This window comes from Prauserella alba (assembly GCF_024171735.1).
GTDB lineage: Bacteria > Actinomycetota > Actinomycetes > Mycobacteriales > Pseudonocardiaceae > Prauserella > Prauserella alba.
This window is the reverse complement of the sequence record NZ_JAMTCH010000005.1, coordinates 386,336-411,439: the sequence shown is the minus strand read 5'-3', so window position 1 is coordinate 411,439 and position 25,104 is coordinate 386,336. Positions and strand designations below refer to the sequence as shown.

Sequence of the window (25,104 nt, the reverse complement as noted above, 5' to 3'; positions counted from 1 at the left end):
CCCATGTTCGCTACCCCAACCCTCACCCAGATCGTGCTCAACCCCCGCAGCCGCGCCGCCGCGCGCGATGTCCGCAACGCCCACAAGCTGCATCAGACCGTGCTGTCGCTGACCTGCCCACCCGAACTCGGCGACAACGCCCGCCAAACCTCAGCGACCCTCCATCGGCTCGAAACCACCCGCGACAACCACATCCTCCTGGTCCAATCACTCACCCAACCCGACCCCGAACGCCTCCCCAGCAACTACGGCGCGGTAGCCACCAAACCTATGGACAACCTCGTCGGACAACTCGACACCGGCGTCCGCGTGCGCTACCGCCTCCGCGCAACACCCGTGCGCTACAACGGCCACAAACCCATCATCCAACCAGGCGACGACCCTCTCGATTGGTGGAAACAACGCGCCCCCAGCCGCGGCCTCGAACTCCACACGACCCACATCACCCACACCGGCACTATCACCGGCCGCAAAACCCCCAACACACCACGGATCGTGCACCGATTTGCGCAATACGAAGGAACCGCCACCGTCACCGACCGCGACACCGCACTCGACGCCATCACCCACGGCATCGGCCGAGGCCGCGCCTACGGCCTAGGACTCCTCTCCATCGCCCTCCTCAAAACTGAATGAAAAATGCCGAACCGGCCAACAAACCACCAGGTCAACAAGTGTCCGCCCCGCGCCCGCGGGGATCAGCCGGGTCTAGATATCGACTTGGAGAACGTCCGGGAGTCCGCCCCGGGCCCGCGGGGATCAGCCGGAGGAGCCGCATCTTGCGGAGCTGGAAGTCCGTCCGCCCCGCGCCCGCGGGGATCAGCCTCGGCGCCACGGGAAGTGGCCGGGGTCCCAGTGGTCCGCCCCGCGCCCGCGGGGATCAGCCGCTCCAGCAGATCGTGCCCTCAATCAGGCCGCGTCCGCCCCGCGCCCGCGGGGATCAGCCCTCCACGACCAGGGCACCTCGGCCGCCACGATCGTCCGCCCCGCGCCCGCGGGGATCAGCCGTCGTAGTCACGCACCCAGCGGATAGACAGACCGTCCGCCCCGCGCCCGCGGGGATCAGCCGCACTTAGCCAACTTCGGTACTCGACTTGTCACGTCCGCCCCGCGCCCGCGGGGATCAGCCGGCGGATTTGGCGCCGATTCCGAAGGCGCCTACGTCCGCCCCGCGCCTGCGGGGATCAGCCGGCCACGGCACCCAAGAACGTCCGGGCGTACCGGTCCGCCCCGCGCCCGCGGGGATCAGCCGCGGGTGGTGACGAACGTGGTGTGTGACAACACGCCGCCCCGCGCCAGCGGGGATCAGCCCGCGACGTTCCACTTCCCGAACTACGTCGGCAGCGTCCGCCCCGCACGCGCGGGTGCCTGCAACACGAGGGATCAGCATGAGTCGATGGCGATGCCCGCACCCGATCTGCCGTCCGCTCCGCTCGCTTAACCGAAGCCACGTGCTATCGGGGGGCCACCGCCGGGGCTCCTTCACCTCCCACGCGGTACGAGGGCGGCGGCCTGCTCGGCGGTTTTGTGTGCCAGGTCGGGTAACACGTGGGTGTAGGTATCGGCGGTCACCGAGATGGACGAGTGGCCCAGGAGTTCTTGCACCAGTTTCAGGTCGGCGCCGGTGGCCAGGGCGAGGGTGGCTGCCCCGTGGCGCAGGTCGTGCAGGCGGACCGGCGGCAGGTCCGCGCCGTCGGCGATGGCGCGAAACGCATCGGTGAGTTTCGCCGGGTGCAGCGGTGCACCGTTGGGTTCACTGCATACGAGGTCGTTGTCCTGCCAGTCTTCGCCAACGCGCTGACGCTGCTGGTCCTGGTGGCGCTTCTGTTCCCGCAGAACCTCGGCGGTGGCGTCGTCGAGCGCGATCACACGTCCGGATGCTTCGCTTTTCGGTTCTCCGAACTCGGCACGCCACCCCTGCAGGACGAGCGCCGAGCTGATGGTGATGGTGGCCCGGTTCAGGTCGACGTCCCACCATCGCAACCCGCACGCTTCACCTCGCCGTAGACCGCGGTAGGCGATCAGGTGCAGCAACGAGTAGTACGGGTGGCCGTCCGCATGGTCCAGGAAGCGGCCGGTCTGTTCGGGGGTCCAGACCATGACGCGGGAGGGTTTGTCGCGGGTACGTTGCCAACGCTCGACCCGCTCGGCGGTCCACAACAACGCCTTCGGGCGGCGGCCGGATGGCAGCTCGACAAAAGACGCCGGGTTGAACGTGATCTTCTGGGCGCGGATGGCAGCGTTGAGCGCGGCGCGCAAGGTCGCACGGTAGCGCTGCATGGTCGCCGGTCCCATCACGCGCATTCCTCGTACGCTGGCGCGGACATCGTCGTCGGAGCTCGTTTGGGCGGCCGTGATGGTGTCGTTGCGTTCGGCCATGGCGTCGAACATGCAGGAGATGTGGTCGACGGTGAGCGCGTCGAGTCGATGGTGTCCCAGGTGGGGAACGAGCCATAGATGCAGGTGGGATTCGTAGGATATGCGGGTCTTGCCGCGCAGGGTCTTGCGGCTGTCCAACCAGGTGTGCAGCCACTCCCCCACGGTCGGAAGTTGGGTCAGCGAGTCGCTGCCAGCACGGGTCAGCTGTGCTGCGGTCTCGGCGGGGTCGGGTATGGGTTCGCGGGCTTGCAGTCGAGCGTCGATGAGATCGCCGACTGTGGCCAGCGCGGCGTCTCCGTGGGGTTTGGCAGTGTCGATCACGGCACAGATTTGCTCGAGGTCGGCCTCGGCGCTGGCTTGGGAGGCGTATCCCCCGCGCCGTCGGGTTCGACGCGCTCCGCCATGAGTTCGCGGAAGTTCGACCTGAAAGTACCAAGTTCCGTGGTCAGAACTCCATGCACCGCTGCGGCGTTTCAGTTTCGGGCACGCCGCTCCCCAAGTTCGTCCGGTTTCCGGGTCCTTGCACAGGCACCGCTTGTATATCGTCCCCGAAGCAACGGGTGGCATCGGATGGAGTCCTTCCGGCAGTCAGCAGGGGTCGTGTGGAACGACCGCTATGGACGCTCGTCGGCGTCCAGAGGGCAAGTCTTAGCCATGAGGCTCTTCACTGATTCCCAGCAGTGTCAGGAGCGGGGCGACGGCGACACGGTAAGTCCGGCCCACTCGCACGATCGGCGAGGGGAACTCGCCGTTACGCGCGAGGCGGTAGGCCGTCGTGCGGCCGATACCCAACATGCGCGCCGCGGTCATCAAGTCCGTGGTGCTACCGAGTTCCCACATTCCCGTTCGCCGCGTGGCACTGCCGTGTCTCACAGGTGATGCGGCAGCCGCAGTGTCAGGCGCGTCGAGTTCGTGCATGTCTGCCTCCTTGTGATGAAGCTGGCTCGCAGGACGGGGTGGCCGCCACAGGCCGAGGTGCTGTGGGTTCGGAGCGTCTCGAACGCGGTGGCTGTCGACGCCGTTGATGGACCGTCGCTGCTGTCACGCCCTGACGTTTCTCGTCATCGCGCGCGGACGGCGGTCGTGGGTTCGAGAGGGCGGCGCAGGATGATGACGTCTTCGTGCGTGATGAGGTGGAGGGGAAGGCCTTGTTCGCGTTGTTTGCGGATGAAGTCGCGTTGGAAGAAGCTGCCGCGGGCGATGAGCGTGTCGTTGGCGACGCGGGCGAGGAGCGCGACGCATCGTTCGACGGGTTCGAGTCCGACGGCGTGGCCGCAGGCGATGATTTGTGATGGCAGGTCGATCAGTTCGGCATGCTCGCGCCAGGGGCGCACGGTGATGGCGACGTGCCCTCCTGGACGCAGGATGTTCGCGGCTCCGGCCAGGATGCGTGTGAAGCCGGACAGGAGTCGGTGGTGTCCGACGTTGGCGAGGTTTCCACGGTCGAGGGTGTTGCCGTAGCGGTGGTGGTACTTGTGGACTTTTCCGTCGGCCGAGTCGGTGCTCGCGGTGGCGACGCGGCCGTGGGTGGAGGGCCCGTAGGGCGGTGAGGTGACGACGAGGGCAGCTTGCCCGTGGTACTCCTCGGGCAGCAGGTGCGGGAGTTGGCGGGCGTCGCCGTGTACCACCTGGGCGTCGGCGTTGTGTCCGCGTTGGCGGGCGAGTTCGAGGTTGGCTTGGGCGATGGCGGCCCAGTGGGGTTCGTATTCGACGGCGAGGGCGCGCCGTCCGGCGTGGAGGGCTTCGACGAGGGTGGTGCCGGCTCCGGCCATGGGGTCGAACACGAGCTCGCCCGGACGGGTGTAGTGCTCGATGGCGTGGGCGGCGACGGCGGGAAGCATCTTGGCAGGGTGTGCCGTGGTTCCGGCCACGTAGCGGCCTTTCCGCTGGTTCGCCGGCGAGGTTTGCGCGGTCGTCCACACGGACACGGGCAGCTCACCTGCGCCGGGTGCATCGTTGTCGGCAGGGTTGGCGTGGAGGGTGTCGATGAAGGTGCGTGGGATCGGCATGGTCGCCTCGTCGGTGTGCGCGTCGCAGTGCTGGTCGCGTTCGTTCGGCGGCTGTGGGGTCATGGCGGCAGGCACCTTTCGCGGGTCTGGTCAGCGGGTGGATAGGCCGTTCAGGGCGGCGATTCAGGTGCGGCTCACGAGGGGTCGCCGCTGGCGACCGTGGTCGGATCGGTCGCGCCGGTGTCGGGCGACGAGGTGTCTGTTTCGGATGGTTGCGCGAACACGAGGATGTCGCTGTGGACGCGCAGGTGCGGCGCGGGCAGTCCGCGCGCGTGAGCCCGGTGGTGGGCGCGGTCGTGGTCGGTGGTGTGGGCGGGGCTCGGATCGGAGTGGAGATGGCCGGCGCGGATCGGGGTGTGGAGGGCGACGATGTGCTGGAGGTAGAGCAGGTCGGCGTGCTGACAGGCCGCCACGATGTCCCCGGTCGGATCGATCAACCGTCCGCGGTGGCTGTCGCTGTGGGTGTAGACGGCGAAAATTCCCCCTGCGCGTAGCTGCGTAGCCGCGGCACGGGCGATGCGGTGCAGCGACAGCGTGTCCGCCGCGTGAGAGGGCAGCGAGGCGAGGACGAGGTCGGCGCGAGCCTGACAGCGCGTACCGCCGGAATCTGCGAGACCGTGGGTGGGGGCGGTGGCGGCCAGCGCGGCGGCGGGGTTGGCGTGGCTGGTGGGCAGGCTCGCCCAGAACGGACGGGCGCCGCCCGCCTCGCTGAACGCATGCGGGATGAGGGTCGCGACGTCGACGTCGCGGTTCAACGCGCGCACCACGTCGAGCACCCCGCACTCCGGTTGCCCGTCGGTCTCGCCCACATCGGCGGAGGGGGCGTCGGTGCAGGTGCCAACCGGGTCCGGGGTGAGCAGCGTGACGTGTGCGCCGGGGTCGGTGAACGCGGCAACGAGGGTTTCCACGATGGGTGTGGGCCAGGGAGCGCGTGCATCGACGGGTTCGGGTCCGCAGGTCCACACGGTGGCCGGTGTCGGTGTCGCCGGGGCACCGTTGGTGTGCTGGCGCGGCGCGGCCGGGGTTTTCGGGCGCGTCCCGGCGGCGCTGCGGGGTGTGCTTGGGCGGGAACGCGGGGTGGCTCCGGGGTATGCCGGGCGTGTCTCGACACGGGACGAACGCGACGAGGTGGGGGCATTGTTGCGACGTCGGTGACCATCGGCGTACGACGACGAGGATGGGGCCATGAGTACTCCTCCCAGAGGGCCGGACTGAGCTGGCGCTAACGGAACCGGCTGGGGCGCTGTCGTCAGGCAATACTCACCACGACCCGGATTTGCGACACGTCTCAGCGTGAAATGACGCGCGCCCACACCCGCCCGAGACGCCGTCCCGCGCACCCTCCGCGCCGCGCGCGGAGCGAACCGTGCCGCTGCCTTCTGATCTGCTGCGCGTGCCTGCACCTCGGCTCACGTGCGTCATGGCACAGACCGTGGATGAGGTGGTTGCCCCACCTTTCGGCAGAGCGGCGCCGTCCTTTTCGTTGCTGCGGCAGCCGCATTCACGCTGGTCGTCGCCAACGGCGAGTCAGCAGGTCACAGCGTTGATGCGGGGCGAGTCAGCAGTGTGATTCACGTGGTCGGCGGGGTCCGCCTGTCCCGTGGTCGTCGGGCGGTGTGAGGCGGTGTTGAGGCGGCGACGACACGGGTGTGAGGCCCTCGGTGTGGCGTGCTGATGACGCTTCGCTCAGCCGCACTCGCTAGGGGGTCGTGATGAACAGTGGGAAGAAGGACCGTGCGCGCATCTATGACGTAACTAGCAAGCCGGATTTCGTCGCCGGCTCGGACGTGTTCGCGATGGCGCGTTCGGCGTTCGCCTGGTTGGTTGCCGGCCCGGATCCGGTCAGCGTGGACGGACGCGCCGTCCCGGGTTTGCCGCCACGTCCGGTGCCGTTGGATGAGCTGGGCACGCGACTGTTGGCGCGCAGCTGCCCGCAGGTTACGCGCGACGGCGCGTGGGCCAATCTCATCACCCGGTCCCGGGCCGAAGGTGGTACGTGGACTGTGGCGTGTGTGGGGCTGGCGCTGCCGAGCGTGCTGCGGGCCGCGTCGTTGGTGACTCGCCGATTTTCCGGTGACACGCATGACATCAACGCCGCGGTTTTGACCGGTTTCCTTGCCGCCCTGCCGACCGTCGATCTGACGCGTCCGGCGATTCTGGCGCGCCTGTATTACGCGGCCTACCGCGCGGGCTTGGCGGCGCGGGACGAGATCGTCGGCAGTCCGATACCGGCCGGGGAACGGGTGTCGGAGGCCGCCGCGACGCCGCAACCGGAGGGACATCCCGACCTGGTGTTGGCCCGCGCGGTCGCCGCTGGCGCGATCACCACGGCCGAAGCCGATCTGATCTCCGTCACGCGCCTCGGCGACACGTCACTGGCCGAGGCGGCCGCCGAGCGCGGCAGTTCGTACAAGGCGACGGCGAAAGCGCGGGAGCGCGCCGAAGCACGCCTCCGTGCCTACCTGGCCGACGAGCCGGTCGACGCCGACGCGAACGCGCACGAACCACATCCCACACCCACGGGGACGAGCCGCGACAAGAACCGCGCAGGCGACCGCGGCAGGCGACCCGAGACGGCACGTGGCCGCGGGCGTGGGCAGAAAACACGGCAACCGATGTCGCACAACGCCGCCAAATCCCGCATTGCCTCACGCGGGGCTCCTTCTCCCGCACGACCCAGTTCTCGCGCCCGTCCCGCCCGTTCCGGTCCGGCCGCGCCGACTCGTCGGGAGGTCCGCTCATGCGACTGACACCGCCACGCCCCCACCGCCGCACTCGCCGTCCCCGCACTGCTGGTGCCTTCTCGCGGGTCCGCGCGGGCGGGGTAGTCGCCGCGGTGGCACTGACCGTGCTGGTGTGCACGCCAGCAATGGCCACGGCCGACGTCGGCCAGGTGGTCGCGTTGGCGCGCACGGTCGATGAGGTGTTGGGCAACATCCGCGACTGGATTATGGGGATCCTGGCGGCGGTCGCGGTGGTGTTCCTGACCATCGGCGGTCTGCGCTATCTGATGGCCTCCGGCGACCCAGGGGAGGTCGAGAAGGCCAAGGGGGCGTTCAAGGCCGCCGGTATCGGGTTCGGTCTGGCCGCACTGGCCCCGCTGGTCGTCGAGATCCTCACCGGCATTGTGGGCGGTGTGTAGCCCATGGCTCCCACGAGCGCCCGGTGGCGGCGGTGGGCAGGCGCGCTCGCCGCGACCGCGGCCCTGCTGGCCACATTCGCCGCGACGGCGGCGACCTCGATCGCGGCCACCCCCACCGCGCCAGCCGTACCGGTTGCGGCACCGGCCCAGACCGAGCCGCCGTTCCCGCTACCGCCGGTCGACGAGCCGGACTGCGGGCCGGGGGCGACTGATCCACGGTGCACGCTGCCCGACGCGCCCAGCAGCACCGCCCCGCCCCCGGAATCGCACCTGCCGCCGGTCACGGAACTACCTCCGCCGCCGTCGTGTTTTCCCGGTTCACTCGCCCCCGGATGCGACGGGCCCACCGGTTCCGACGACCCGGACGGTTCAACGACGCCGGAGCCGTGCACCGGGCCGAATTGCATCCCCCAGCCCGCCCCGGTGGAACCGGGACAGCCCGACGGGCCGCCCGAGTCGAACAAGGACGGCGACGAGGGGGCCAGCGACTGCGGGATCACCGACCCGGTTGCGTGTGTCACCGACGGCATCGACAGCCTGTTCCGCGGCGTGGTGACCGAGGCGCTGAACCCGCTGCTCGACTTGCTGGGCCAGACCCTGCTGACCACACCCGAGCCGAGTGACCTGCCGAGTGTCGGACAGCTGTGGACCCAGTCGTGGCACATCCTGCTGTCGGCCTATGTGGGGCTCGTGCTCATCGCCGGCATGGTGGTGATGAGCTATCAGTCGCTGCAGACCCGCTACTCGATCAAAGAGATCGCACCTCGCATCGCGGCGGGGTTTCTGGCGGGCACGCTGTCGCTGTTTCTGGCGACCAAGGCGATCCAGATCGCCAACGCCCTCGCCCAGGCCGTGCTCGGCGAAGGGGTGAATGCCGACACCGCGAGCACCGCGCTGACCACGATGGTGCTCGGCGCACTGAACGGCGGCGGGCTGTGGATCGTGTTCATCGGCCTGGCCCTGGCGGTCATGGTCATCGTGCTGCTGATCACCTTCATCGTGCGGGTGATGCTGACGATCCTGCTGATCGCCGCGGCACCGCTCACGCTGATGTGGCACGCCCTGCCCCACACCGAAGGCATCGCCCGCGCGTGGTGGAAAGCCTTCGGCGGCGTGCTGGCCATCCAGGTGGGCCAGTCGCTGACGATGGTCGTGGCGCTGCGGGTGTTTTTCACCCCGGGTGGGCTGTCGATGTTCGGACCTACCGCCGACGGACTGGTGAACCTGCTGGTGTCGCTGGCGCTGATGTGGGTGCTGATCAAGATCCCGTTCTGGTGTCTGCGTCCCCTCTCCAACGGCGGACGGTCGATGGTCGGCTCGTTGGCACGCGGGGCGATCGCCTACAAGACGATGGGCCTGCTCGGCGGCGCCGGATCGATACTCGGCGGGAAACGGTCGTCGCGCCGCGGGCCGCGCGCGCACACCACCGACCGCGCCTCCGATGGCGGTGATCCGGCGGCGACGCGCTCGGGGCAGTACATGCTGCCGATGCGGCTGCGCCGCACCCGCCCCTCCTCCCACCGCAGCACCCGACTCGGCGATACCGCCGCGGCCACGGGCGAGCCGGGAGATCGGCGGCCGGGGCCGGGCCAACTATCGCTGCTGACGGTGACCGGCACCGCAGGCCAGCACGACGTGCGGCCGAATCCGCGGGCGTTGCCGCCCGATGAACTCCCCGGGGCGCTCCCGACCGAGCAGCGCGGTCTGCCGATCACCACCCGCCGAACCCCCGACGCGACGCCGCGCCGCACGGTGGCCGACGAGCACGCCACACCGCGCCCGAGCATGCCACCACCGGTGCCGCAGTCGGGGCTGCTGACCCCAGACGGGCGGATCAACCGCAACGCCCGCCCACCCGCACGTCTGCCCGGCGCGTTGATCGCCCCGCAAACCGGGATGCTGCCCATTCACCTCCAGCCGGCCCCGCCCGCACCGACGCGCCACACGCTGGCCGATGAGCGGGCCACCGCGTCCGCCGACAACGCGCCGGTCCGGCAACGAGGGCCCGGGCTGATCACACCGTCCGGGCAGATCAACCGCGCGGCTCGGCCTCTCCGGCCTCGCCCGACACGCGATGCCTACACCGGTAACCGCCCGTTGGCCTCGGGCCAGTACCCGTTGCCGCTGGGCGTGCGGCGCCTGCCAGCGCCGCGGGCCGGCGCTCAGTCCCCGGCGCCGACACCGCCGTCCACACCGCGGCCTGCGCCGCGGGCTCGTCAACTGGCCTTGCCCTTGGACCTGCCGCGACGCAGGCGGGGCAAGCCTGCGAAGTGAGGTGCCTTCCACCATGACCAGTCCTGTGCGTGTCCCCGCCGATGTGGACCGGCCCGACCGGGTCCTCGGACCGCTGTCGGCCCGACAACTAGCGATTCTCGGCACCGCCGGCCTGCTGATGTATGGCCTCTACCTGGCCGTGCGCTCCGTGGTTCCGCTCGCCGTGTTCCTCGTCGCCGCCGTGCCGATCGCGGTTGCCGTCGTGGTGCTGGCCATGGGGCGGCGGGACGGGGTGAGCCTCGATCGGCTGGCGCTGGCCGCCCTGCGATGGCGCCTGTCACCGCGCCATCGCGTGGCCGCCCCCGAAGGAGTACGGCCCGCCCCGCCGTGGTTGGCCGCCCACGCCTCGTCGCAGCACACCGGCGGCGGGGTCGACGAGGAGGTGTCTGCAGTGCCCGTGCAGCTTCCGGCCACCGGCGTCGCTGATCACGGTGGCCAGGCTGGGATCGTTGATTTGGGCAGTGACGGACTCGCGCTCATCGCTGCGTGTTCCACGGTGAATTTCAGTCTGCGCACTCCGGGCGAACAAGATGCGTTGGTCGCCGCGTTCGCGCGGTTTCTGCATTCGCTGTCGGCCCCGGTCCAGATTCTCGTGCGGGCAGAACGGCTCGACCTCACCCGGCAGATCGATCAGCTGCGGGCGCGGGCCGGTGGGCTGCCGCACCCGGCCTTGGAAGCCGCCGCCCGCGATCACGCCGACTACCTGGCCGAGCTGACTACGCAAACCGATCTGCTGCGCCGCCAGGTACTGCTCGTGCTGCGCGAGCCACTATCTACCGCGCCTAGCTCGGAAACATCCTACCGATGGCCATGGCGGCGGCGTCGCCGAGATGAGGAGTCCGGCAACGTCGACGGCGCGCGGCAGGCGGCCGAGCAACGGTTGGCCCGTCGGTTGGGCGAAGCCAGCGACCTGTTGTCGACCGCGGGGATCGTGGTGAGCCCGTTGGACGCGGCGGCCGCGACCGGAGTGCTGGCTGCGGCGTGCAATCCCGACACCTTCCTACCGGCCTCAGCCGAGCTGGCCGCCGCCGACGACATCGTCACTGCCACCACCACCGTCACCGACCTCTACGACACCGGCTCGGACCACGAACCGGACCACCCACCTGCCCGCCCAGGAACGGCTGCGCCAACGACGTCGACGACGCGGGAGTCCACGGCAACGGGGCCGTGGTTGGAGCCGGACCAGGACTGGGACTACGACGATGAGATCGAAAGCAGGTAACGCCATGGCACACGCTCCACATCGCCGCCGACCTGCGCGGACGGGCTCGGCCAGTGTCTTCACTCCGGATGCGTTGTCCGTGGCCGCCCGCCATCTGGAAGTGGGCAACGAGTACGTCGCCTCATTCGGAGTCACCGGGTATCCACAAGAGGTCTATCCCGGCTGGCTCGCGCCCTTGCTGACCTACCCGGCACGCTTGGATGTCTCGGTACACCTGTGCCCGATCGACCCGGCCACCGCCGCCACCCGGCTCCGTACGCAGCGGGCCAAACTGGAATCCTCCCGCCGTCACAACGCCCGGCACGACCGGCTCGACGATCCCGACCTCGATGCTGCGGCCGAAGACGCCGCCGACCTCTCGCAGCGCGTCGCCCGCGGTGAGGGGCGGTTGTTCCGGTTCGGGCTGTATCTGACGGTGCACGCCCCGGACCCCGACTCGCTGGCCGACCAGGTCGCCGCGTTGCGTTCGCTGTGTGCCTCGTTGCTCCTGGATGCCAAACCGGCCACCTACCGGGCATTGCAAGGCTGGGTCACCACCCTGCCGGTCGGGATCGACGGGCTCGGGTTGACCCGCACGTTCGACACCGCCGCCGTGGCGGCGGCGTTTCCCTTCACCTCACCGGATCTCCCGCCGACCGACCCGACCAGCACCACACCGACCGGTGTGCTGTACGGGTACAACATCGGCTCGGCCGGCCTGGTGCACTGGGACCGCTTCGCCTGCGACAACTACAACACCGTCGTGCTCGGACGGTCAGGGGCGGGCAAGTCGTACTTCGTCAAGCTCGAGACCCTGCGCTCGCTCTACCGCACCCTGGCCCCGGAGGCCGCCGACCCCGCCGCGGCGGAAGGGGTGCAAGCCTTCGTCGTCGACCCCGAGGACGAATACGCCCGCCTCGCCACCGAGATCGGCGGCACCTACGTGCATCTGGGCGCCGCGGGCGTGCATCTGAACCCCTTCGACCTGCCGATCCACACCAGCGCGGGCGGGCGCCGCACCGCGCCCGCCGACGCGCTGCGGCGACAGACACTGTTTCTGCACACCGTCCTCGCGGTCGCCTTCGGCGCGGCAGTCAGCGCCGAGCAGCGGGCCGTCCTCGACACCGCGATCGCCGAAACCTACCGCCAGGCCGGCATCACCGACGAGGCCCGCACGTGGACCCGCCCGGCCCCACTGCTGCGTGATCTACGCGCGGTCCTGGCCGCCCGGGGCGAGGAAGGCGACCGCGTCGCCGCCGACCTGGCGGCCCGATTGCACCCGCTGGTCGACGGGGCCTACAGCGCCCTGTTCGACGGGCCCACCTCCACCACCCCGGACGGGCATCTGGTCGTGTTCTCCCTGCGCGACCTACCTGACGAGGTCCGGCCCTTAGGCACGCTGCTGGCTCTGGATGCGATCTGGCGGCGCGTGTCGAACCCGACTCACCGGCGCCCCCGGGTCGTCGTGGTCGACGAGGCCTGGCAACTGATGCAACAGCCCGAAGGTGCCCAGTTCCTGTTCCGCATGGCCAAAGCCGCGCGCAAACACTGGGCCGGGCTCACCGTCGCCACCCAGGACACCGCGGACGTGCTGGGCAGCGAACTCGGCAAGGCGATCGTGGCCAACGCCGCCACCCAGGTGCTGTTGCGTCAAGCCCCGCAAGCCATCGACGAGATCGCCACGACCTTCGACCTGTCGGCCGGTGAACGCCACTTCCTCCTCTCAGCCGAAAAGGGCCAAGGCCTCCTCAGCTCCGGCACCCACCGAGTCGCTTTCCACACCGTGGCCTCCCCGACCGAGAACGTCCTGATCACCACCGACCCCGCCGAACTCGCCCACCTCGCCGCACACGACGACGCCACCGACCCGAGCCTGGCCGACGCCTACGTCGACCTCGAGCCCGAGGCGCCACCGGCCAACGCCGCCGCGGCGGCCGGCAATCCGTTCGACGAGGACGACGAGCCGGCCGCCCACGTCGATCTCGAGCCTGGCTAACACCAGCTGCGGAGCAGCAACGGCGCGGTCTTCGCGCGTGCGTGTTCACCCGTTGTTTTCTGACCAGAGGAGTTGTTCCATGCCTTCGTCGATCGCTACCGGTGGCTGGGTGGGTGATTACCTGCGCGATCCCGGCGGCACCGCGCTGGACATGCTCGCCGCGCTCGGCGACTGGGCCCGCAGCTGGGGCCTCGTGGCCGCGGCGTTCGTCGCGGTGGCCGGAACCGTGGCAACAGCGGCGACCCTGGCGCGGCGTGGGCGACTGCGCGCGCGGCTGCAGACCGATGCCCGGTGCGTCACCGTGCTCGCCCCACCGACCGTCGATCCTGCCGGGGGCACCGCGCTATGGTCCAACCTCGCCGGGCTGCTGCGCCCGACGTGGCGACGGCTCTGGTTCGGACAACCCCATCTGGCGATGGAGTACGTCTTCACCGAACACGGGGTGGCGGTGCAATTCTGGGTGGCCGGAACCATCCCGCCCGCGCTGGTCGAGCGGGCGATCGAGGCTGCATGGCCCGGCGCGCATACACGCACGCATCCGGCCACTCCGCCGTTTCCCGCCCTCTCATCCGGCCGACGCCGGATCACCGTGGCCGGCACGCTGCGCCTGGGCCGGTCCGAAGCCCTGCCGATCCGCACCGATTTCGAGGCCGACCCGATCCGCGGCCTCCTCGGCGCCCCCGTCGGGCTCGGACCGGGTGAACGGGCATGCGTGCAGGTCCTCGCCCGACCTGTCACGGGCAGACGCGTGGCCCGCGCCCGCCGCGCCGCGCGCCGGGTGCACCACGGCCGTTCCGGGCAGTTCAGATCGGCTCTCCTCGACGCCCTCACTCCCGGTACGAACGCCACCTGCCGACGGCGCACGCCCGATACGCGGCGCATCAGCCCCGACCCGCAAGTCTCACTCGAATACTCCGCACAGAATAAGGCCATCGTCGGCAAACACCGTGGCCCGCAGTACGAGACGACCATCCGCTACGCCGTGATCAGCGACCTGACGGGCGAGGTCAACGGTGACGGGGACCTCGCCCGTCAGGCGCAGCAGACTGCGCGCGGACGGGCGCACGCCCTCGCCGCAGCGTTCGCCGCCTACACCGAGCACAACCACTACACCCGCACCCGGTTGCGCTCGGCCGCCGCCGTGTTGGCCCAGCGGCGTCTGGGTTCCGGTGATCTGTTGTCGGTGCCCGAACTGGCCGCACTCGCCCACCTGCCCGCCGACGCCGACATCCCCGGCATCGAACGCGCCGGAGCCAAAGCCGTCGCCCCGCCACCCGGCGTCGCCGTACCCGGCGCCGGGGTCAAACCACTCGGGCACTCCGACACCGGTCACGCCCGCGCCGTGGGGCTGCGCGTGCCCGATGCCCGTCACCACGTGCACGTCCTCGGCGCCACCGGCTCGGGCAAATCGACGCTGCTGGGCAACATGATCCTCGACGACATCGAGACCGGCCGGGGCATGGTGCTCATCGATCCGAAGGGCGACCTGGTCACGGACATCCTCAACCGGATCCCTCTCGACGCGGCCGCACGCGTAGTGCTCTTCGACGCCGACTCACGGCACCGACCACCGATCCTCAACCCCCTCGAAGGCGGCGAAACCGACCGCGAGGTCGACAACCTCGTATCGGTGTTTCGGCGGGTGTATTCGGCGTTCTGGGGCCCGCGCACAGATGACCTGATGCGCGCCGCCTGTCTGACCCTCCGCGCAGCCGAAGGCGTACCCACCCTGGCCGACCTACCGAAACTTCTCGCGAGCGAGGCCTACCGATCCCGTATCACCAGCGGCCTGACCGATCCCGTCCTGACCGGGTTCTGGCAGTGGTACGACGACCTCACCGATTCGTCCCGCTCGCAGGTGATCTCCCCGCTGATGAACAAACTGCGCGCCTTCCTCTTGCGCCCGTTCGTCAGAGAAGCCATCGCCGGCGGACGGTCCACAGTGGACATGAGTCGAGTGCTCGACGACGGCGGGATCTGCCTGGTGCGTATCCCCAAAGGATCACTCGGCGAGGAAACCACGCGACTGGTCGGATCGCTGGTGGTGGCGCGTGCCTGGCAAGCCACCACTGCCCGCGCCCGCACACCGCAGCGCCTCCGCCCCGATGCCTCACTCGTGGTCGACGAGTGCCACAACTTCCTGAACCTGCCCTACCCACTGGAAGACATGCTCGCCGAAGCACGCGGATTTCGCGTCGGCATGACACTGGCCCACCAACACCTCGGCCAACTTCCCCGCGAGCTCAAAGAGGGCATCTCGACCAACGCACGCAACAAGATCTTCTTCTCCGCCAGCCCCGAAGACGCCCGTGAACTCGCGCGCCACACAGCGCCGCGCCTGAGCGACCACGACCTGTCCCACCTCGGCGTCTATCGCACCGCGACCCGTCTGGTGGTCGGCGGCGAAGAAACCGAACCGTTCACCATGGCCACCACCTCGCTACCTGACCCCGTCCCCGGACGCGCACGAGCGATCCGCGCCGCCCTCCGAGCCCAACGCCGTGCCCACAACCCCACCGAACCCGATCCCAGCTCCGACACAGCCGCAACCCCGCCGAAAGCCCCCGCGGCGCCCTCGCAGCCGGCGGCGCGCGGGCAACGCCCTCCGGCCCCCGATCCCCGCCGCACCAGGCCGTAAGCCTCGCCGCCGCAACCAGTGGTGCGCCATCTGCCGATCGGCCTGGACCCTTCGGGGGCTCTTCGGGCCATCTGCCCACACCGGTATCCACACCCTGTTGATACGCAAGGGAGCCGCGTCGTGATCACCACGCCCACCCGCCAACACGCACTACGTAGCCCGCGCCCGCAGAGTCGCACCCCGCGGACGGCGGGCTCGATCGAGCATCACGCAATGCTCGCCACGCGGCTGACCGCCCGCGACAAATGGATCCTGGCGATGCTGCACGAGCACCGAGTGCTGACCAGCAGCCACATCCAGGACGCCGCCTTCCCCTCCGGCCGCGCCACCCGACAACGCCTGCGTGAGCTGTACTTGTGGCGCGCGGTCAGCCGATTCCAGCCCTTCCGGCAACGCGGCTCGGCACCCATGCACTACGTCCTCGGACCCGCCGGAGCCGCAGTTCTGGCCGCCGAACACGGCCTCGAGCCGACCGAACTCGGCTACCGCCACGACCGGGCCATGGCCATCGCCCACAACCAACGCCTCGCCCACACCACGGGCATCAACGACTTCTTCACCTCACTGATCGCCCACACCCGCCACACCCCTCCAGGCAGCGGGCGCATGGAGCTGACGGCGTGGTGGTCCGAAACCCGCTGCGCCCGCCACTTCGGTGACCTCGTGATCCCCGACAGCTACGGCCGCTGGCACACCCACACCACCAGGCGCGCCAGCGACGTGGAGTTCTTCCTCGAGTTCGACACCGGCACCGAAACACTGACCAAAGTCGCACGCAAACTACTCGGCTACGCCCGCCTGGCCGAATCCACCGGCATCGCCACCCCCGTGCTGCTGTGGCTGCCCACCACACGCCGCGAGGCCGGCGTGCGCACCGCACTCGCCCGCATTCACGCCGAACTCGACCACCCCGCCACAGTGCCCGTCGCCACCGCCGCTGCCGACCTGCTCGACCCGGTCGCGCCGCACCCCAGCCCCGCCCAAGACGTCTGGCTTCCCCTGACCTCGGCCCGCGCCCACCGCTCCGGGCCCCGCTACTCCCTCACCGACCTTCCCGGCGCCTGGCCCTCGCTAGCCCCACCCACCACCGACCTCGACACCACCGGCGACACCGTCGACCCCCAGACGGCCTCGCCCTACCGCCTGCCACCGCCGCGCCCCACACCACCGGCGGCCACACCCAACCGCCAGCCCCGCCACTGAACGCGACAACCGCCACGAAGGGAGCGCATGCCCGTGATGGCGACGAAACTCGGTACCAGCGGCGGAGCACTGGTCGTGGCCGTGATCGCCCTCGTCGGCGCGGCAGCGGGCGGAATCGTCGGCGCCCTAGGCAACACCGAGCCCTCTGCAGACGCCGCTGGCTGTCACACCGGCGCCACAGCGGCCCAACAAGTTGCGGGTTTGAGCGGTGAGCAAATGGACCACGCCGCCACCATCGTCGCGGTCGGCCGACAACAGGGCGTACCGCGGCGAGGCTGGGTAGTTGCGATCGCCGCCGCGCTCCAGGAATCCCGCCTCCGCAACCTCGACTACGGCGACCGCGACAGCCTCGGCCTCTTCCAACAACGCCCGTCCATGGGTTGGGGAACCCGGCAGCAGATCACCACTCCCAGCTACGCAGCCACCCAGTTCTACACGCATCTCAAAGCCGTCCACGGCTGGCAGGACATGAGCATCACCGACGCCGCGCAAGCCGTCCAACGCTCCGGATTCCCCAACGCCTACGCCCGGCACGAACCCACCGCACGCACCGTCGTCGCGGCCTTGACCGACGTTCGCTGTCAGCCTGTCTCCGCGACGATCGGCACCAGCAACTGCGCCACCATCCACGCTCCCACCGCCGCCGCACGTACCGCGATCAACTACGCCTGCGGACAACGTGGCCTTCCCTACGTGTGGGGTGGGAACGGTCCGGACGGCGGCCACGCCGGATTCGATTGCTCCGGCCTGACTACCGCGGCCTATCGCGCGGCAGGCATCGACCTCCCTCGCACCGCTCACACCCAGTACCACTCGGGCACCCCCGTCCCGGACGGACAACCACTCCACCCCGGAGACCTCGTCCACTACGGCACCCCCGCCCAAATTCACCACGTCGGCCTCTACATCGGCAACGGCAAGATGATCCACGCCCCCGACTTCGGCGAGGTCGTCAAAATCGATAACTACCGCCACCCCGGCGACGACTACGCAGGCGCGACTCGACCGACCACATAGGACCGATCGAGCTCATCATTCCGCAACCGGATACAGACGACGAAGGTTGGCGTACGAGGCGACCTTCGTCGCCGGAGCATGCGCGCCGGATTCATGGGCCCCGCCCCACGGGCCGGACTGCCTCGCCGGTCACTCCGACTCGTCGGTGCTTCGCTCCCCGACGTGTCCAAGGTTGAGGGCGAAGCGTTTCGGTGCGAGGCAGGTTTTGACGGCATAGCCCTCAGCAGTGAGTTTCTCGAGGGCGTTGTTGACCGCACCACCGGAGCGTTGGAGGTCGGTGCCGATGCGGGCGGGTCCGAAGCTTTCGCCAGGGTGGTCCGCGAGGTAGGCCGCGACAAGCGCGCGCAGACCGCCCTTGGCCAGTCGCGGCCGGGGCGCGGTTGACGGGGCAGGCGTGGCCGCGGTGGCGCCGCTCGCCGGGGTGGCGGCGTCGGTCGAACCGGTGACGTCAGCACCGACCGGTGTGGACGTCGCGGCCGCACGGGCGCCGGTGTTCGCGTCGTCGCTTGGGGTGTTATCACGGCCGGACACGGGAGCGGGCGCGCCGCCGGCGTCAGCGGTCGACGTCGCAGCGCTCACCGTGTCACCGGGCACGGGCGGCGCGGCGTGGGTGTTGTCGTCGAGCGTGGATGCCAGGATCCAGGTGTCGGGATTCTGGGGGCTGTCACCGGGGGTGCGCACGGCGGTGCCGTCGCGATCCCAAGCGACGAGAATTTTCGCCGCAGTCGAGCGGCCCACTCCAGCGATCTTGGCCAGGGCGCCGGTGCGGGTGCCGGGATTCGCGGCCAAGGCGGCGCGGACCTTGTCTTCGGCGGTGAGCGGGGCCGGGTCGGAGTTGGTGACGACCCGAAGGTGCCGCGGGGTGGTTGTGTTGTGGGACATGACGAACTCCCTGGGTAGGTTGTTGGGATTTGGTGGTCATGCCCCGGCCGGGGCGTGTGTGCCCGCCGGTGCGCATCCGGCGTTGTGGGCGACACGTGTATGGACGCTCGATACGGGCGTTGATGTCAAGAACGCTGTCAACAACGAACGTGTGTCTCGTGTGGACATATACGCCACGGTGGGGTTTGTGGTGGGTGCGGGCCGTCACCGGCGCAATCTGTAGGGGTTGCTGCGTTCCCTGGCATCGCCGCGCGGGCAGGAATGGTGCGGCGTGGTCCCGCCCGGCAGCGGGCGGGACTCGGCGTCCCCCATGCGTTCGATGGTGCGGCGCAGAAGGTAGGCGGCCACGACCACCGGGGTCCAAGGGCCGGGTAGCAGTACGGCCACCACAGCCCAGGTAAGGCGCCGACCTCGGTCGGATGATGCTGGTCCGGCGTCGTGGTGGCAGGCGCGGGGTCGCATGGCGGTTAGCCGTTGAGCACGGTCGTCGCGCGGATAAGCAGGCGTTCGGCGAGGTCTGCGAGTTCGTGGGAACAGTGCACCGACCAGTGCCCGGGTGGGGTGGTCTGGTCGTGCCAGGTACTCGGATCTTCCGAGACAAGGTGGGTCCAGGTCAGATGCTCGGAGAGAACCTCGGCGGTCGCGCTCGATTGGGCACGGTAGGTATCGCGATCGATGCGCACTCGGATGCGATGGTCGCCGCTGCGCACGATACGGATATAGGTGTAGCGCTGCCGCGTACCGATGGTGTTGTCGTCGAGGGTGATGTAGGCGGGCGCGGGTGGGTCGATCATGGCTGCGGGTGTCCTTTCCGGTGTGGCTGTCGGGCGGCGCAGCCGGTGGGGACACGGGGCCGCACACGCGCGGCGGCGGCTACGCGGTCGTCGCGTGCGGGGTTAGTGGGCGGCGCGCAGGGCTGCGGTGGCGGCGCGGCCGATCGCGCGGGCCGTGGTGGTCGGGTCGGTGAGGGTGTGCACGGTCGCGCCGCGCATGGGCTCGTTGCCGCCCGTGTGAGGTTCGAGCCACAGCACGCCACACCCGTTGGCGCGGAGACGGTCGAGGTCGCGCTGAGCGGGGGCTTTGGTGGCTGTTTCGAAGCGCCCATCGGAGATGATCACCAACAGGCGCGCGGCGTCGGGTCGGCCCAGGTTGAGGGCACCGTCGAGGGCGCTGATCGCGGTGTCGATCTGGTGGGCCCGGTCGCCGGTGCCGAACTCGGTGACGTGCGGCGGTGTGGTGCCGGGATGGGTGACCGGACGGACCGTGTGCCCGAAGATCACGGCCGCGCTGGTGGCTACGACGGCGGTGTGGCGGGTGGCTTCGGCCAGAATCCACGCGGCCGACGCGGTGGGCTCGGCGAAGGAGGCCATGGAACCGGACACGTCGCACGCGATCCCGATACGTAGTGGCGGGGCAGGCACAGTGGTACGGGTGGTGCGCGTGAACGGTTCGGCGGTGGGGATCGCACCGGCCGCACGTTGAGCGTCGGCGGCCATGGCCCCGCGCATGCTCAGTCGTCCCGGGGGCGCGGTCGAGCGGGTTTTGGTCGGAGTGCGTTCGCGGGTCCCGGCCGTGGTCAGGGCGCGGGCCAGCTGTCGTGCGGCGTTCCGTTCGCTGTGGGTTGGCGTGCGGGTGCCACGTAGCGGGGCACCCCGGCGCCGCGCGGAACGACCTCCGTTGAAGACGGCGCGGGCACTGGACCGGGCCCGCTCGCGGGCCTCGTCGTCGGCCGCACGGGCCTCGAGCTTGCGGGTGACCGGATCACTCGGCGCGGGTGCGGTGGCCACGGCGCGGCGCACGGCCTGGGTTGTCGCGGCCACGGCTTCCGTCAGTGGCGACGGGGGCGCGCCACTGGGCTGGGCGCCGCTGTCGGCCGACCCGGCCGTGGGGGTGGATGTGCCGGGGGTGGGCGGTTGTTGGTGGGGGTCGGTGCCCAGTGCTACGCACCAGCGTCGGCCGAGTTCGATCATGGCCTCGGCGTCGTCGTCGGCCGTGGTGTGGGCCTGCTGCCAGATCTCACGCAGGGCCTCGCGGGTGGTACTGCCGAGAAGGCTGTCGATCACGGTGGCCACCGGGGCAGTTTCGGCGGTGGTGAGCACGCCGCCGTCCACTCGGGCCAGCAGCAGCGCCGCGCAGCGTGCGGCGTCGTCGGCGGTCATGGCCGGACCTTGTCCTGCGGTGGCCTGGGTGTCGGCGAGGATGAGGTTGGTGGCACTGGCCCGCAGCCAGTACCGGTCGGCCGGGCGTCTGCGCAGGTGGGCGGCCTCGATGCGGGACTCTTCCAGCAGTTCGGCCGCTGCACGCGCTCCAGGTGGCGCGGTGGTGGGGGCGCGCCATTGGGAATGTTTGGCGTGTGCGCACTCGTGGGTGAGCAGTCCCCACGCGACCCCGTAGCGTTTGCGGTCGCCGACGCGATGCGGGGCCACGGTGGCGGGGTCGACGTGGGCGTCGATGTGCGAGCCGTCGACTTCGATCGTCGCCACGTCCGGAACGAAACAGGCAGGAGCGCCACGTCCGGCCCCGGGCGCCACGGTCACGACGAGGTCGTCGCGGTCGGCGATCGCGGGCACCTCGTCGCCGAACGCGGCCGACAAGGTCAACCATCCCGGCGTGGTGGGGAACACGGCAGTCGGTGGCGCGGTGGGCGCGGCGATGTGGGTACTCATGGCGGGCGTGCCCCTTTCTGGGAAGTGGGTTCGGGTCAGAACTGCGGTCCCAGTGACAACGGGGCCATATCGGCGCCGAAGACGTTGCGCACGGTCTCGGCGACCACGTCGCGGTCGGCTTCCGGTGCGATGCCGACCAGGTTCCCGGCAGCGGCGGCGGTGCCCAGTACCTCGGCGATCCGGTTGAACGCGATCAGTTCCCGCAGTTGCGGCGCCCACCCGATCTCACCCTTCTCGAGCCGCGCTGCCAGATTCCGCGCGACCCGGACCGCCTTGTTGTCGATCTTCAGTTGCGCGGCGAGGTCGTAGTCGGTGGAAACGTGGATCTGGGCGGCGAACCGGGACGACAGGGCGTCGGTGAGGACGGCCCCGTGCACGCCGGGGTTGTGTCCGGCCACGACGTAGAACCCGGGCGCCGCGTAGATCACTTCGTTCTTGTGCGTCTTGAGGATGATCTGGCGCCGCCCGTCCATGGCGGGATAGACCACGGCCAACACGGTGGGCGGGATCAACGTGGCATCGTCGATGAACAACGCGCGCCCTTCGCGCATGGCCGTGACCAACGGACCGTAGGCGAATTCGTAGCGCCCGTCGGGAGTCTGGGTGTAGGAGCCGACGAAATCGTCGGTCACGGTGTCGCTGTCGCCGGGCACCGTGATCAGGTCGTCGAACGCGGCTTCCACGACCGACGTCTTCCCGGTTCCGGGCGGTCCGTACATCAGGGCGGGCACGCCTGCCTCGCGTAGCCGTCGCAACGCGGTCACGTCCGACAGGCCCGACAGTTTGCGCGGGTGGTACATCTGCCCGTTCGGCCGCCGAACGGGGCCGGTCACGATCGCGGATCCGGCGGCCCCCGTGTGCTGGGGGTGGGCAGCGGATGCGGCGGTTTGCCGCGTGGTGGCTGCGGCGGTTGCCGCGTCGCGGGTGGTGTCGGTGGCCTGGTAGGTCACGGGGTTGGTGCCGACTTGTCGGGCTTGGCCGCGTGTGGCCAGGGTAGCCAGCGCGTTGCCCACGGCCCCGGATGACCGGCCCAATGCGGCAGCGATCCGGCCGGGGGTCAACGCGGCGCCCGGGTCTTGGGCCAGGTGCTGGGCGACCATGCGGCGTAGTTCGCCGTTGCGTAAGCGGGCGGCCGTACCCGCGCCAGCGGGCGCGGCGCCCGATCCGGTCGGTGCCGTGGTCGTCGTCGTGGGCGTGGTCATGGCGGCGGTGTCCTTTCCAGTGGCGGGGCGGTGTGGGCCAGCGGTGACGGAAAAGGGGGCGGCTAGTCGGCGGCAAGTTCGGTGGTGAGCGCTTCCACGGCGTGGTGTTCGCTGGTGGCGTGGTAGTGGGCGCCGTCGGCGGTCACCACGCGCCAGTGATCACCACGCACCCGGTCGGCCGGGTAATACGTTCCGACCAATCGACCGTCCGGCCGCGTCACCGCCCCGTACAACAGTTGTTGCGCATCGGCCGGATCGATCATCACGGCGGTGACGGTGCACCCGTGGGCAGTGAATCGGCGCGTCACGATGTCCGGCAGCGGGGCCGGGTCGGCGGTGGGGTCCACGCGGCGCAACGCGTGCGGGTCCCGGGCGGGGGTGTGGTTCATGGCGTGGGGCCCTTCCGGTCGGTGCGTGAGTGGGTCAGTGGTCGGCGGCGTCGAATTCGGCGGCGTACTGGTGGGCGGCGGCCGCTGCATCGGCCGCGTCGGCGCTGGCGTGTTGTTCGGTCCACCCGCAGTAACACAATGCGGTGGCGGTGCCGTCGGCGTGGGTGGTGATGTCGGCATAACACATAGCGTTCCCCGTTCGCGGTTTCGGGTGATGGTTAAACCGTGCGGCCGGACAATTCGGCACAGCTTCCGGTTTTCCTGGTGACACAACAAACATAACCCGAAATCGCGCGCCCCGCAACGGTTTTCCGGGGTCACTTTCAAGGAATTTCGTTCACGTTTACCGGTTGCGACATTAAACATTCCACTAATGCGGATTCGATCACCGACGCCATTTTTCGTCACACTGAACGACGAAAGGGCGGCAATAGTAATACCCGGAGAAATAGAGAATAAGGAATAAGGTAGAAGAAGAACGGACGAACGGTGAGACAGGGGTAACACGCTTGGGATCCCCGACGACCCCCACGTAGACCTGCCTCGTGTCCCTGCCCGGCCTGATGTGCTGACCTGCTTGTTCCCAAGCGAGTCGGGGACACCGCTGGAACCCCCGTGAAACGCCCTGAGCTGGGACGATAGTGACCGTAAGGGGTTCCGCTTTAGACGGATTGCGCGACGGCGGGTGCAGTGGCAGGTGCACAGGCACGTGCAGCGGCGCGAGTTTCGTCCACGGTGTCGGTGGGGTGCGCTGCCCGACGCGCGCGACGGCGGGTTCAGACACGGCGCGGGGCCGGTGGCACCTGGGTGAGATGGTGCGGCATATCTCGGACAGCATGCCCGAGGACGGAATGATGTGGTCACGGTTTTCGCAAATAGCCAGACCCGCCCGCGACGGTCGTTGTCGACGTCATCCGGGGCGGGGTGATGTGTCGTGACGCTAGCATCGGCCGCCGGCCGGGCGCGACGGTTCACACGAGTCTCTTTGTAGCGATAGCGAGTGACGGCGTCGGTGTCGATTCCGGCGACTCGACATTCACTACGTCGATGCGCTTATCACACAGCATCGGATATGCATTCGGCGGCAAACTGGACGGTAGATACCCGGGCCAGACGGAGCGCACATCCGGTCACGCGAGCAGAAGCGCGCATTGAACACGGCGATCGGTTTGGATCACCGACCTGTTTAACCCATTTGGAGGATGATCAAACCCCGGTTTCCGTGCACAGTTGTGCGGGAAGCCTATGGGGGGTGACGTGACTAGCAATGATCGGCTCATTGAGACCAGGAAGTACTCGTGTTGGCTACGCTCGACGGCCAGTTCGACGCGCTACGAGTGTCTCATGACCAATGAAGTCCGGTAGGGGCTCATGACGACCAACGGCGCCGACGCGAGCTTCGCACGGCCCTCCGCCACCCGCACCCAACATGCCATCCGGCTGCTGGCCCTACTCGACAGGTGTGGAGAAGCGGTCACCGACCTCGACCCTCCTGACACCATCAAGGTCGTACGCAGCGAGCTTCGCCTCCAAGCGATGGACTTCTGGATGCGCAATCCGGACTACCTCGCGGACCAACTCATCGCGCGGGTCGAATGCGGCCTGGACCCATCATATCTTCAGCACGCACGCGATCTACTGGATGACCCGGAGCCGGACCTACGCTGGTATCCGATGCCTCGATGGTTCTTCGGGGCCTACGAGCCGCTGGACGACGCGTTCTCACTACTTGAGGTCTACGGTCTCGCCACCGTGAGGCGTGCGGGCGAGCCTGGCCGGAAACGACACCGCAGCCAGTTCTACCTGACGCCGCCCGGGGCGGACGCAGTCGCCGAGATCACCACGGACCCGGTACTGAGTTGGTACACCGATCAGGCGTTTCTGGTTCATCTGGTCGCTGGCGATGACCGCGGTGGTGATTTGAAGAAGCGGCAGTACGAGCAGGCGACATACGCGCAGACTGAGTTGGGAACGCGCATTGGACCGATCACCGATCGCGTACGAACACGACTCGCAGCTCTCGCGGCGGCGGCAACAACACAGGACGAGCACGACGGGGGTGCGAGCGAATCGTGAGCGCGTTATCAGACGCAGTTTTCAAGA

20 protein-coding genes and 1 CRISPR repeat array are annotated in these 25,104 nt (G+C 69.4%); of the genes, 10 read left to right on the top strand and 10 right to left on the bottom strand.

Features of this window, described 5'->3' with window-relative positions; genetic code table 11:
* Window positions 1-3: 3 nt before the first annotated feature.
* Window positions 4-636, top strand: coding sequence for a type I-E CRISPR-associated protein Cas6/Cse3/CasE (locus LY12_RS17535; RefSeq protein ID WP_253858073.1), 633 nt, complete (start codon window positions 4-6; stop codon window positions 634-636).
* Between the two features lie 40 nt (window positions 637-676).
* A CRISPR array of direct repeats spans window positions 677-1,311; the repeat unit is 28 nt; unit sequence GTCCGCCCCGCGCCCGCGGGGATCAGCC.
* 171 nt (window positions 1,312-1,482) lie between these two features.
* On the opposite strand, the gene LY12_RS17530 is transcribed toward LY12_RS17535, so the two are convergent.
* From LY12_RS17530 to LY12_RS17515, 4 genes are all read right to left on the bottom strand, one after another.
* Window positions 1,483-2,700 carry a tyrosine-type recombinase/integrase gene (locus tag LY12_RS17530; protein WP_253858071.1) on the bottom strand — a complete coding sequence of 406 codons (1,218 nt, stop codon included), beginning with the start codon at window positions 2,698-2,700 and terminating at the stop codon, window positions 1,483-1,485.
* Window positions 2,701-3,027: 327 nt separating this feature from the next.
* A complete protein-coding gene (locus LY12_RS17525) occupies window positions 3,028-3,174 on the bottom strand; it encodes a helix-turn-helix transcriptional regulator (RefSeq protein WP_253858887.1) in 147 nt (48 codons plus the stop codon).
* Window positions 3,175-3,440: 266 nt separating this feature from the next.
* Entirely contained in the window at window positions 3,441-4,451 is a 1,011-nt protein-coding gene (locus LY12_RS17520) for a TRM11 family SAM-dependent methyltransferase (protein WP_253858069.1), read from the bottom strand.
* A gap of 71 nt (window positions 4,452-4,522) precedes the next feature.
* Window positions 4,523-5,296 carry a hypothetical protein gene (locus tag LY12_RS17515; RefSeq protein ID WP_253858067.1) on the bottom strand — a complete coding sequence of 258 codons (774 nt, stop codon included), beginning with the start codon at window positions 5,294-5,296 and terminating at the stop codon, window positions 4,523-4,525.
* A gap of 804 nt (window positions 5,297-6,100) precedes the next feature.
* Between LY12_RS17515 and LY12_RS17510 the strand changes: the two genes are divergently transcribed.
* The 8 genes from LY12_RS17510 (at window position 6,101) to LY12_RS17475 (ending at window position 17,862) form a co-directional block, all read left to right on the top strand.
* A complete protein-coding gene (locus LY12_RS17510) occupies window positions 6,101-7,138 on the top strand; it encodes a sigma-70 family RNA polymerase sigma factor (RefSeq protein ID WP_253858066.1) in 1,038 nt (345 codons plus the stop codon).
* Window positions 7,139-7,257: 119 nt separating this feature from the next.
* A complete protein-coding gene (locus tag LY12_RS17505) occupies window positions 7,258-7,530 on the top strand; it encodes a pilin (protein WP_253858886.1) in 273 nt (90 codons plus the stop codon).
* 3 nt (window positions 7,531-7,533) lie between these two features.
* Entirely contained in the window at window positions 7,534-9,804 is a 2,271-nt protein-coding gene (locus LY12_RS17500; protein WP_308292136.1) for a TrbL/VirB6 family protein, read from the top strand.
* Window positions 9,805-9,817: 13 nt separating this feature from the next.
* Window positions 9,818-11,029: a PrgI family protein gene (locus LY12_RS17495; RefSeq protein ID WP_253858065.1), complete on the top strand. Its 1,212-nt coding sequence runs from the start codon at window positions 9,818-9,820 to the stop codon at window positions 11,027-11,029.
* Window positions 11,030-11,033: 4 nt separating this feature from the next.
* Window positions 11,034-13,004, top strand: coding sequence for a VirB4 family type IV secretion system protein (locus LY12_RS17490; RefSeq protein WP_253858064.1), 1,971 nt, complete (start codon window positions 11,034-11,036; stop codon window positions 13,002-13,004).
* Window positions 13,005-13,083: 79 nt separating this feature from the next.
* The gene (locus LY12_RS17485) at window positions 13,084-15,642 is read left to right on the top strand and encodes a type IV secretory system conjugative DNA transfer family protein (protein ID WP_253858062.1); all 2,559 of its coding nucleotides are present in this window, start codon (window positions 13,084-13,086) and stop codon (window positions 15,640-15,642) included.
* 120 nt (window positions 15,643-15,762) lie between these two features.
* Window positions 15,763-16,845: a replication-relaxation family protein gene (locus LY12_RS17480; RefSeq protein WP_253858060.1), complete on the top strand. Its 1,083-nt coding sequence runs from the start codon at window positions 15,763-15,765 to the stop codon at window positions 16,843-16,845.
* A 36-nt stretch (window positions 16,846-16,881) separates the two neighbouring features.
* Window positions 16,882-17,862, top strand: a complete 981-nt coding sequence (locus tag LY12_RS17475) for a C40 family peptidase (protein ID WP_253858058.1) — start codon at window positions 16,882-16,884, stop codon at window positions 17,860-17,862.
* Between the two features lie 129 nt (window positions 17,863-17,991).
* Here LY12_RS17475 and LY12_RS17470 read toward each other — a convergent pair whose 3' ends face one another.
* From LY12_RS17470 to LY12_RS17445, 6 genes are all read right to left on the bottom strand, one after another.
* Window positions 17,992-18,744: a hypothetical protein gene (locus LY12_RS17470; RefSeq protein WP_253858056.1), complete on the bottom strand. Its 753-nt coding sequence runs from the start codon at window positions 18,742-18,744 to the stop codon at window positions 17,992-17,994.
* Between the two features lie 467 nt (window positions 18,745-19,211).
* Window positions 19,212-19,538 (bottom strand): hypothetical protein, encoded by a 327-nt coding sequence (locus LY12_RS17465; RefSeq protein WP_253858055.1) that lies wholly within the window; start codon window positions 19,536-19,538, stop codon window positions 19,212-19,214.
* Between the two features lie 102 nt (window positions 19,539-19,640).
* The gene (locus LY12_RS17460) at window positions 19,641-21,410 is read right to left on the bottom strand and encodes a vWA domain-containing protein (RefSeq protein ID WP_253858053.1); all 1,770 of its coding nucleotides are present in this window, start codon (window positions 21,408-21,410) and stop codon (window positions 19,641-19,643) included.
* Between the two features lie 35 nt (window positions 21,411-21,445).
* Window positions 21,446-22,612: an AAA family ATPase gene (locus LY12_RS17455; RefSeq protein WP_253858051.1), complete on the bottom strand. Its 1,167-nt coding sequence runs from the start codon at window positions 22,610-22,612 to the stop codon at window positions 21,446-21,448.
* Between the two features lie 62 nt (window positions 22,613-22,674).
* Complete coding sequence (locus LY12_RS17450; protein ID WP_253858049.1) at window positions 22,675-23,001, bottom strand: hypothetical protein; 327 nt, start codon at window positions 22,999-23,001, stop codon at window positions 22,675-22,677.
* Window positions 23,002-23,035: 34 nt separating this feature from the next.
* Entirely contained in the window at window positions 23,036-23,188 is a 153-nt protein-coding gene (locus LY12_RS17445; RefSeq protein ID WP_253858048.1) for a hypothetical protein, read from the bottom strand.
* 1,184 nt (window positions 23,189-24,372) lie between these two features.
* On the opposite strand from LY12_RS17445, the gene LY12_RS17440 reads away from it, so the two are divergent.
* Window positions 24,373-25,077, top strand: coding sequence for a hypothetical protein (locus LY12_RS17440; protein ID WP_253858047.1), 705 nt, complete (start codon window positions 24,373-24,375; stop codon window positions 25,075-25,077).
* The last annotated feature ends 27 nt before the right edge of the window (window positions 25,078-25,104 follow it).

Bases quoted from the DNA above. Each gene is read 5' to 3' on its own strand.
- LY12_RS17535 (WP_253858073.1), top strand. From the start codon at position 4: ATGTTCGCTACCCCAACCCTCACCCAGATCGTGCTCAACCCCCGCAGC.
- LY12_RS17525 (WP_253858887.1), bottom strand. From the start codon at position 3,174: ATGTTGGGTATCGGCCGCACGACGGCCTACCGCCTCGCGCGTAACGGC.
- LY12_RS17520 (WP_253858069.1), bottom strand. From the start codon at position 4,451: ATGACCCCACAGCCGCCGAACGAACGCGACCAGCACTGCGACGCGCAC.
- LY12_RS17510 (WP_253858066.1), top strand. From the start codon at position 6,101: ATGAACAGTGGGAAGAAGGACCGTGCGCGCATCTATGACGTAACTAGC.
- LY12_RS17505 (WP_253858886.1), top strand. From the start codon at position 7,258: ATGGCCACGGCCGACGTCGGCCAGGTGGTCGCGTTGGCGCGCACGGTC.
- LY12_RS17500 (WP_308292136.1), top strand. From the start codon at position 7,534: ATGGCTCCCACGAGCGCCCGGTGGCGGCGGTGGGCAGGCGCGCTCGCC.
- LY12_RS17495 (WP_253858065.1), top strand. From the start codon at position 9,818: ATGACCAGTCCTGTGCGTGTCCCCGCCGATGTGGACCGGCCCGACCGG.
- LY12_RS17490 (WP_253858064.1), top strand. From the start codon at position 11,034: ATGGCACACGCTCCACATCGCCGCCGACCTGCGCGGACGGGCTCGGCC.
- LY12_RS17485 (WP_253858062.1), top strand. From the start codon at position 13,084: ATGCCTTCGTCGATCGCTACCGGTGGCTGGGTGGGTGATTACCTGCGC.
- LY12_RS17475 (WP_253858058.1), top strand. From the start codon at position 16,882: ATGGCGACGAAACTCGGTACCAGCGGCGGAGCACTGGTCGTGGCCGTG.
- LY12_RS17470 (WP_253858056.1), bottom strand. From the start codon at position 18,744: ATGTCCCACAACACAACCACCCCGCGGCACCTTCGGGTCGTCACCAAC.
- LY12_RS17465 (WP_253858055.1), bottom strand. From the start codon at position 19,538: ATGATCGACCCACCCGCGCCCGCCTACATCACCCTCGACGACAACACC.
- LY12_RS17460 (WP_253858053.1), bottom strand. From the start codon at position 21,410: ATGAGTACCCACATCGCCGCGCCCACCGCGCCACCGACTGCCGTGTTC.
- LY12_RS17455 (WP_253858051.1), bottom strand. From the start codon at position 22,612: ATGACCACGCCCACGACGACGACCACGGCACCGACCGGATCGGGCGCC.
- LY12_RS17450 (WP_253858049.1), bottom strand. From the start codon at position 23,001: ATGAACCACACCCCCGCCCGGGACCCGCACGCGTTGCGCCGCGTGGAC.
- LY12_RS17445 (WP_253858048.1), bottom strand. From the start codon at position 23,188: ATGTGTTATGCCGACATCACCACCCACGCCGACGGCACCGCCACCGCA.
- LY12_RS17440 (WP_253858047.1), top strand. From the start codon at position 24,373: ATGACGACCAACGGCGCCGACGCGAGCTTCGCACGGCCCTCCGCCACC.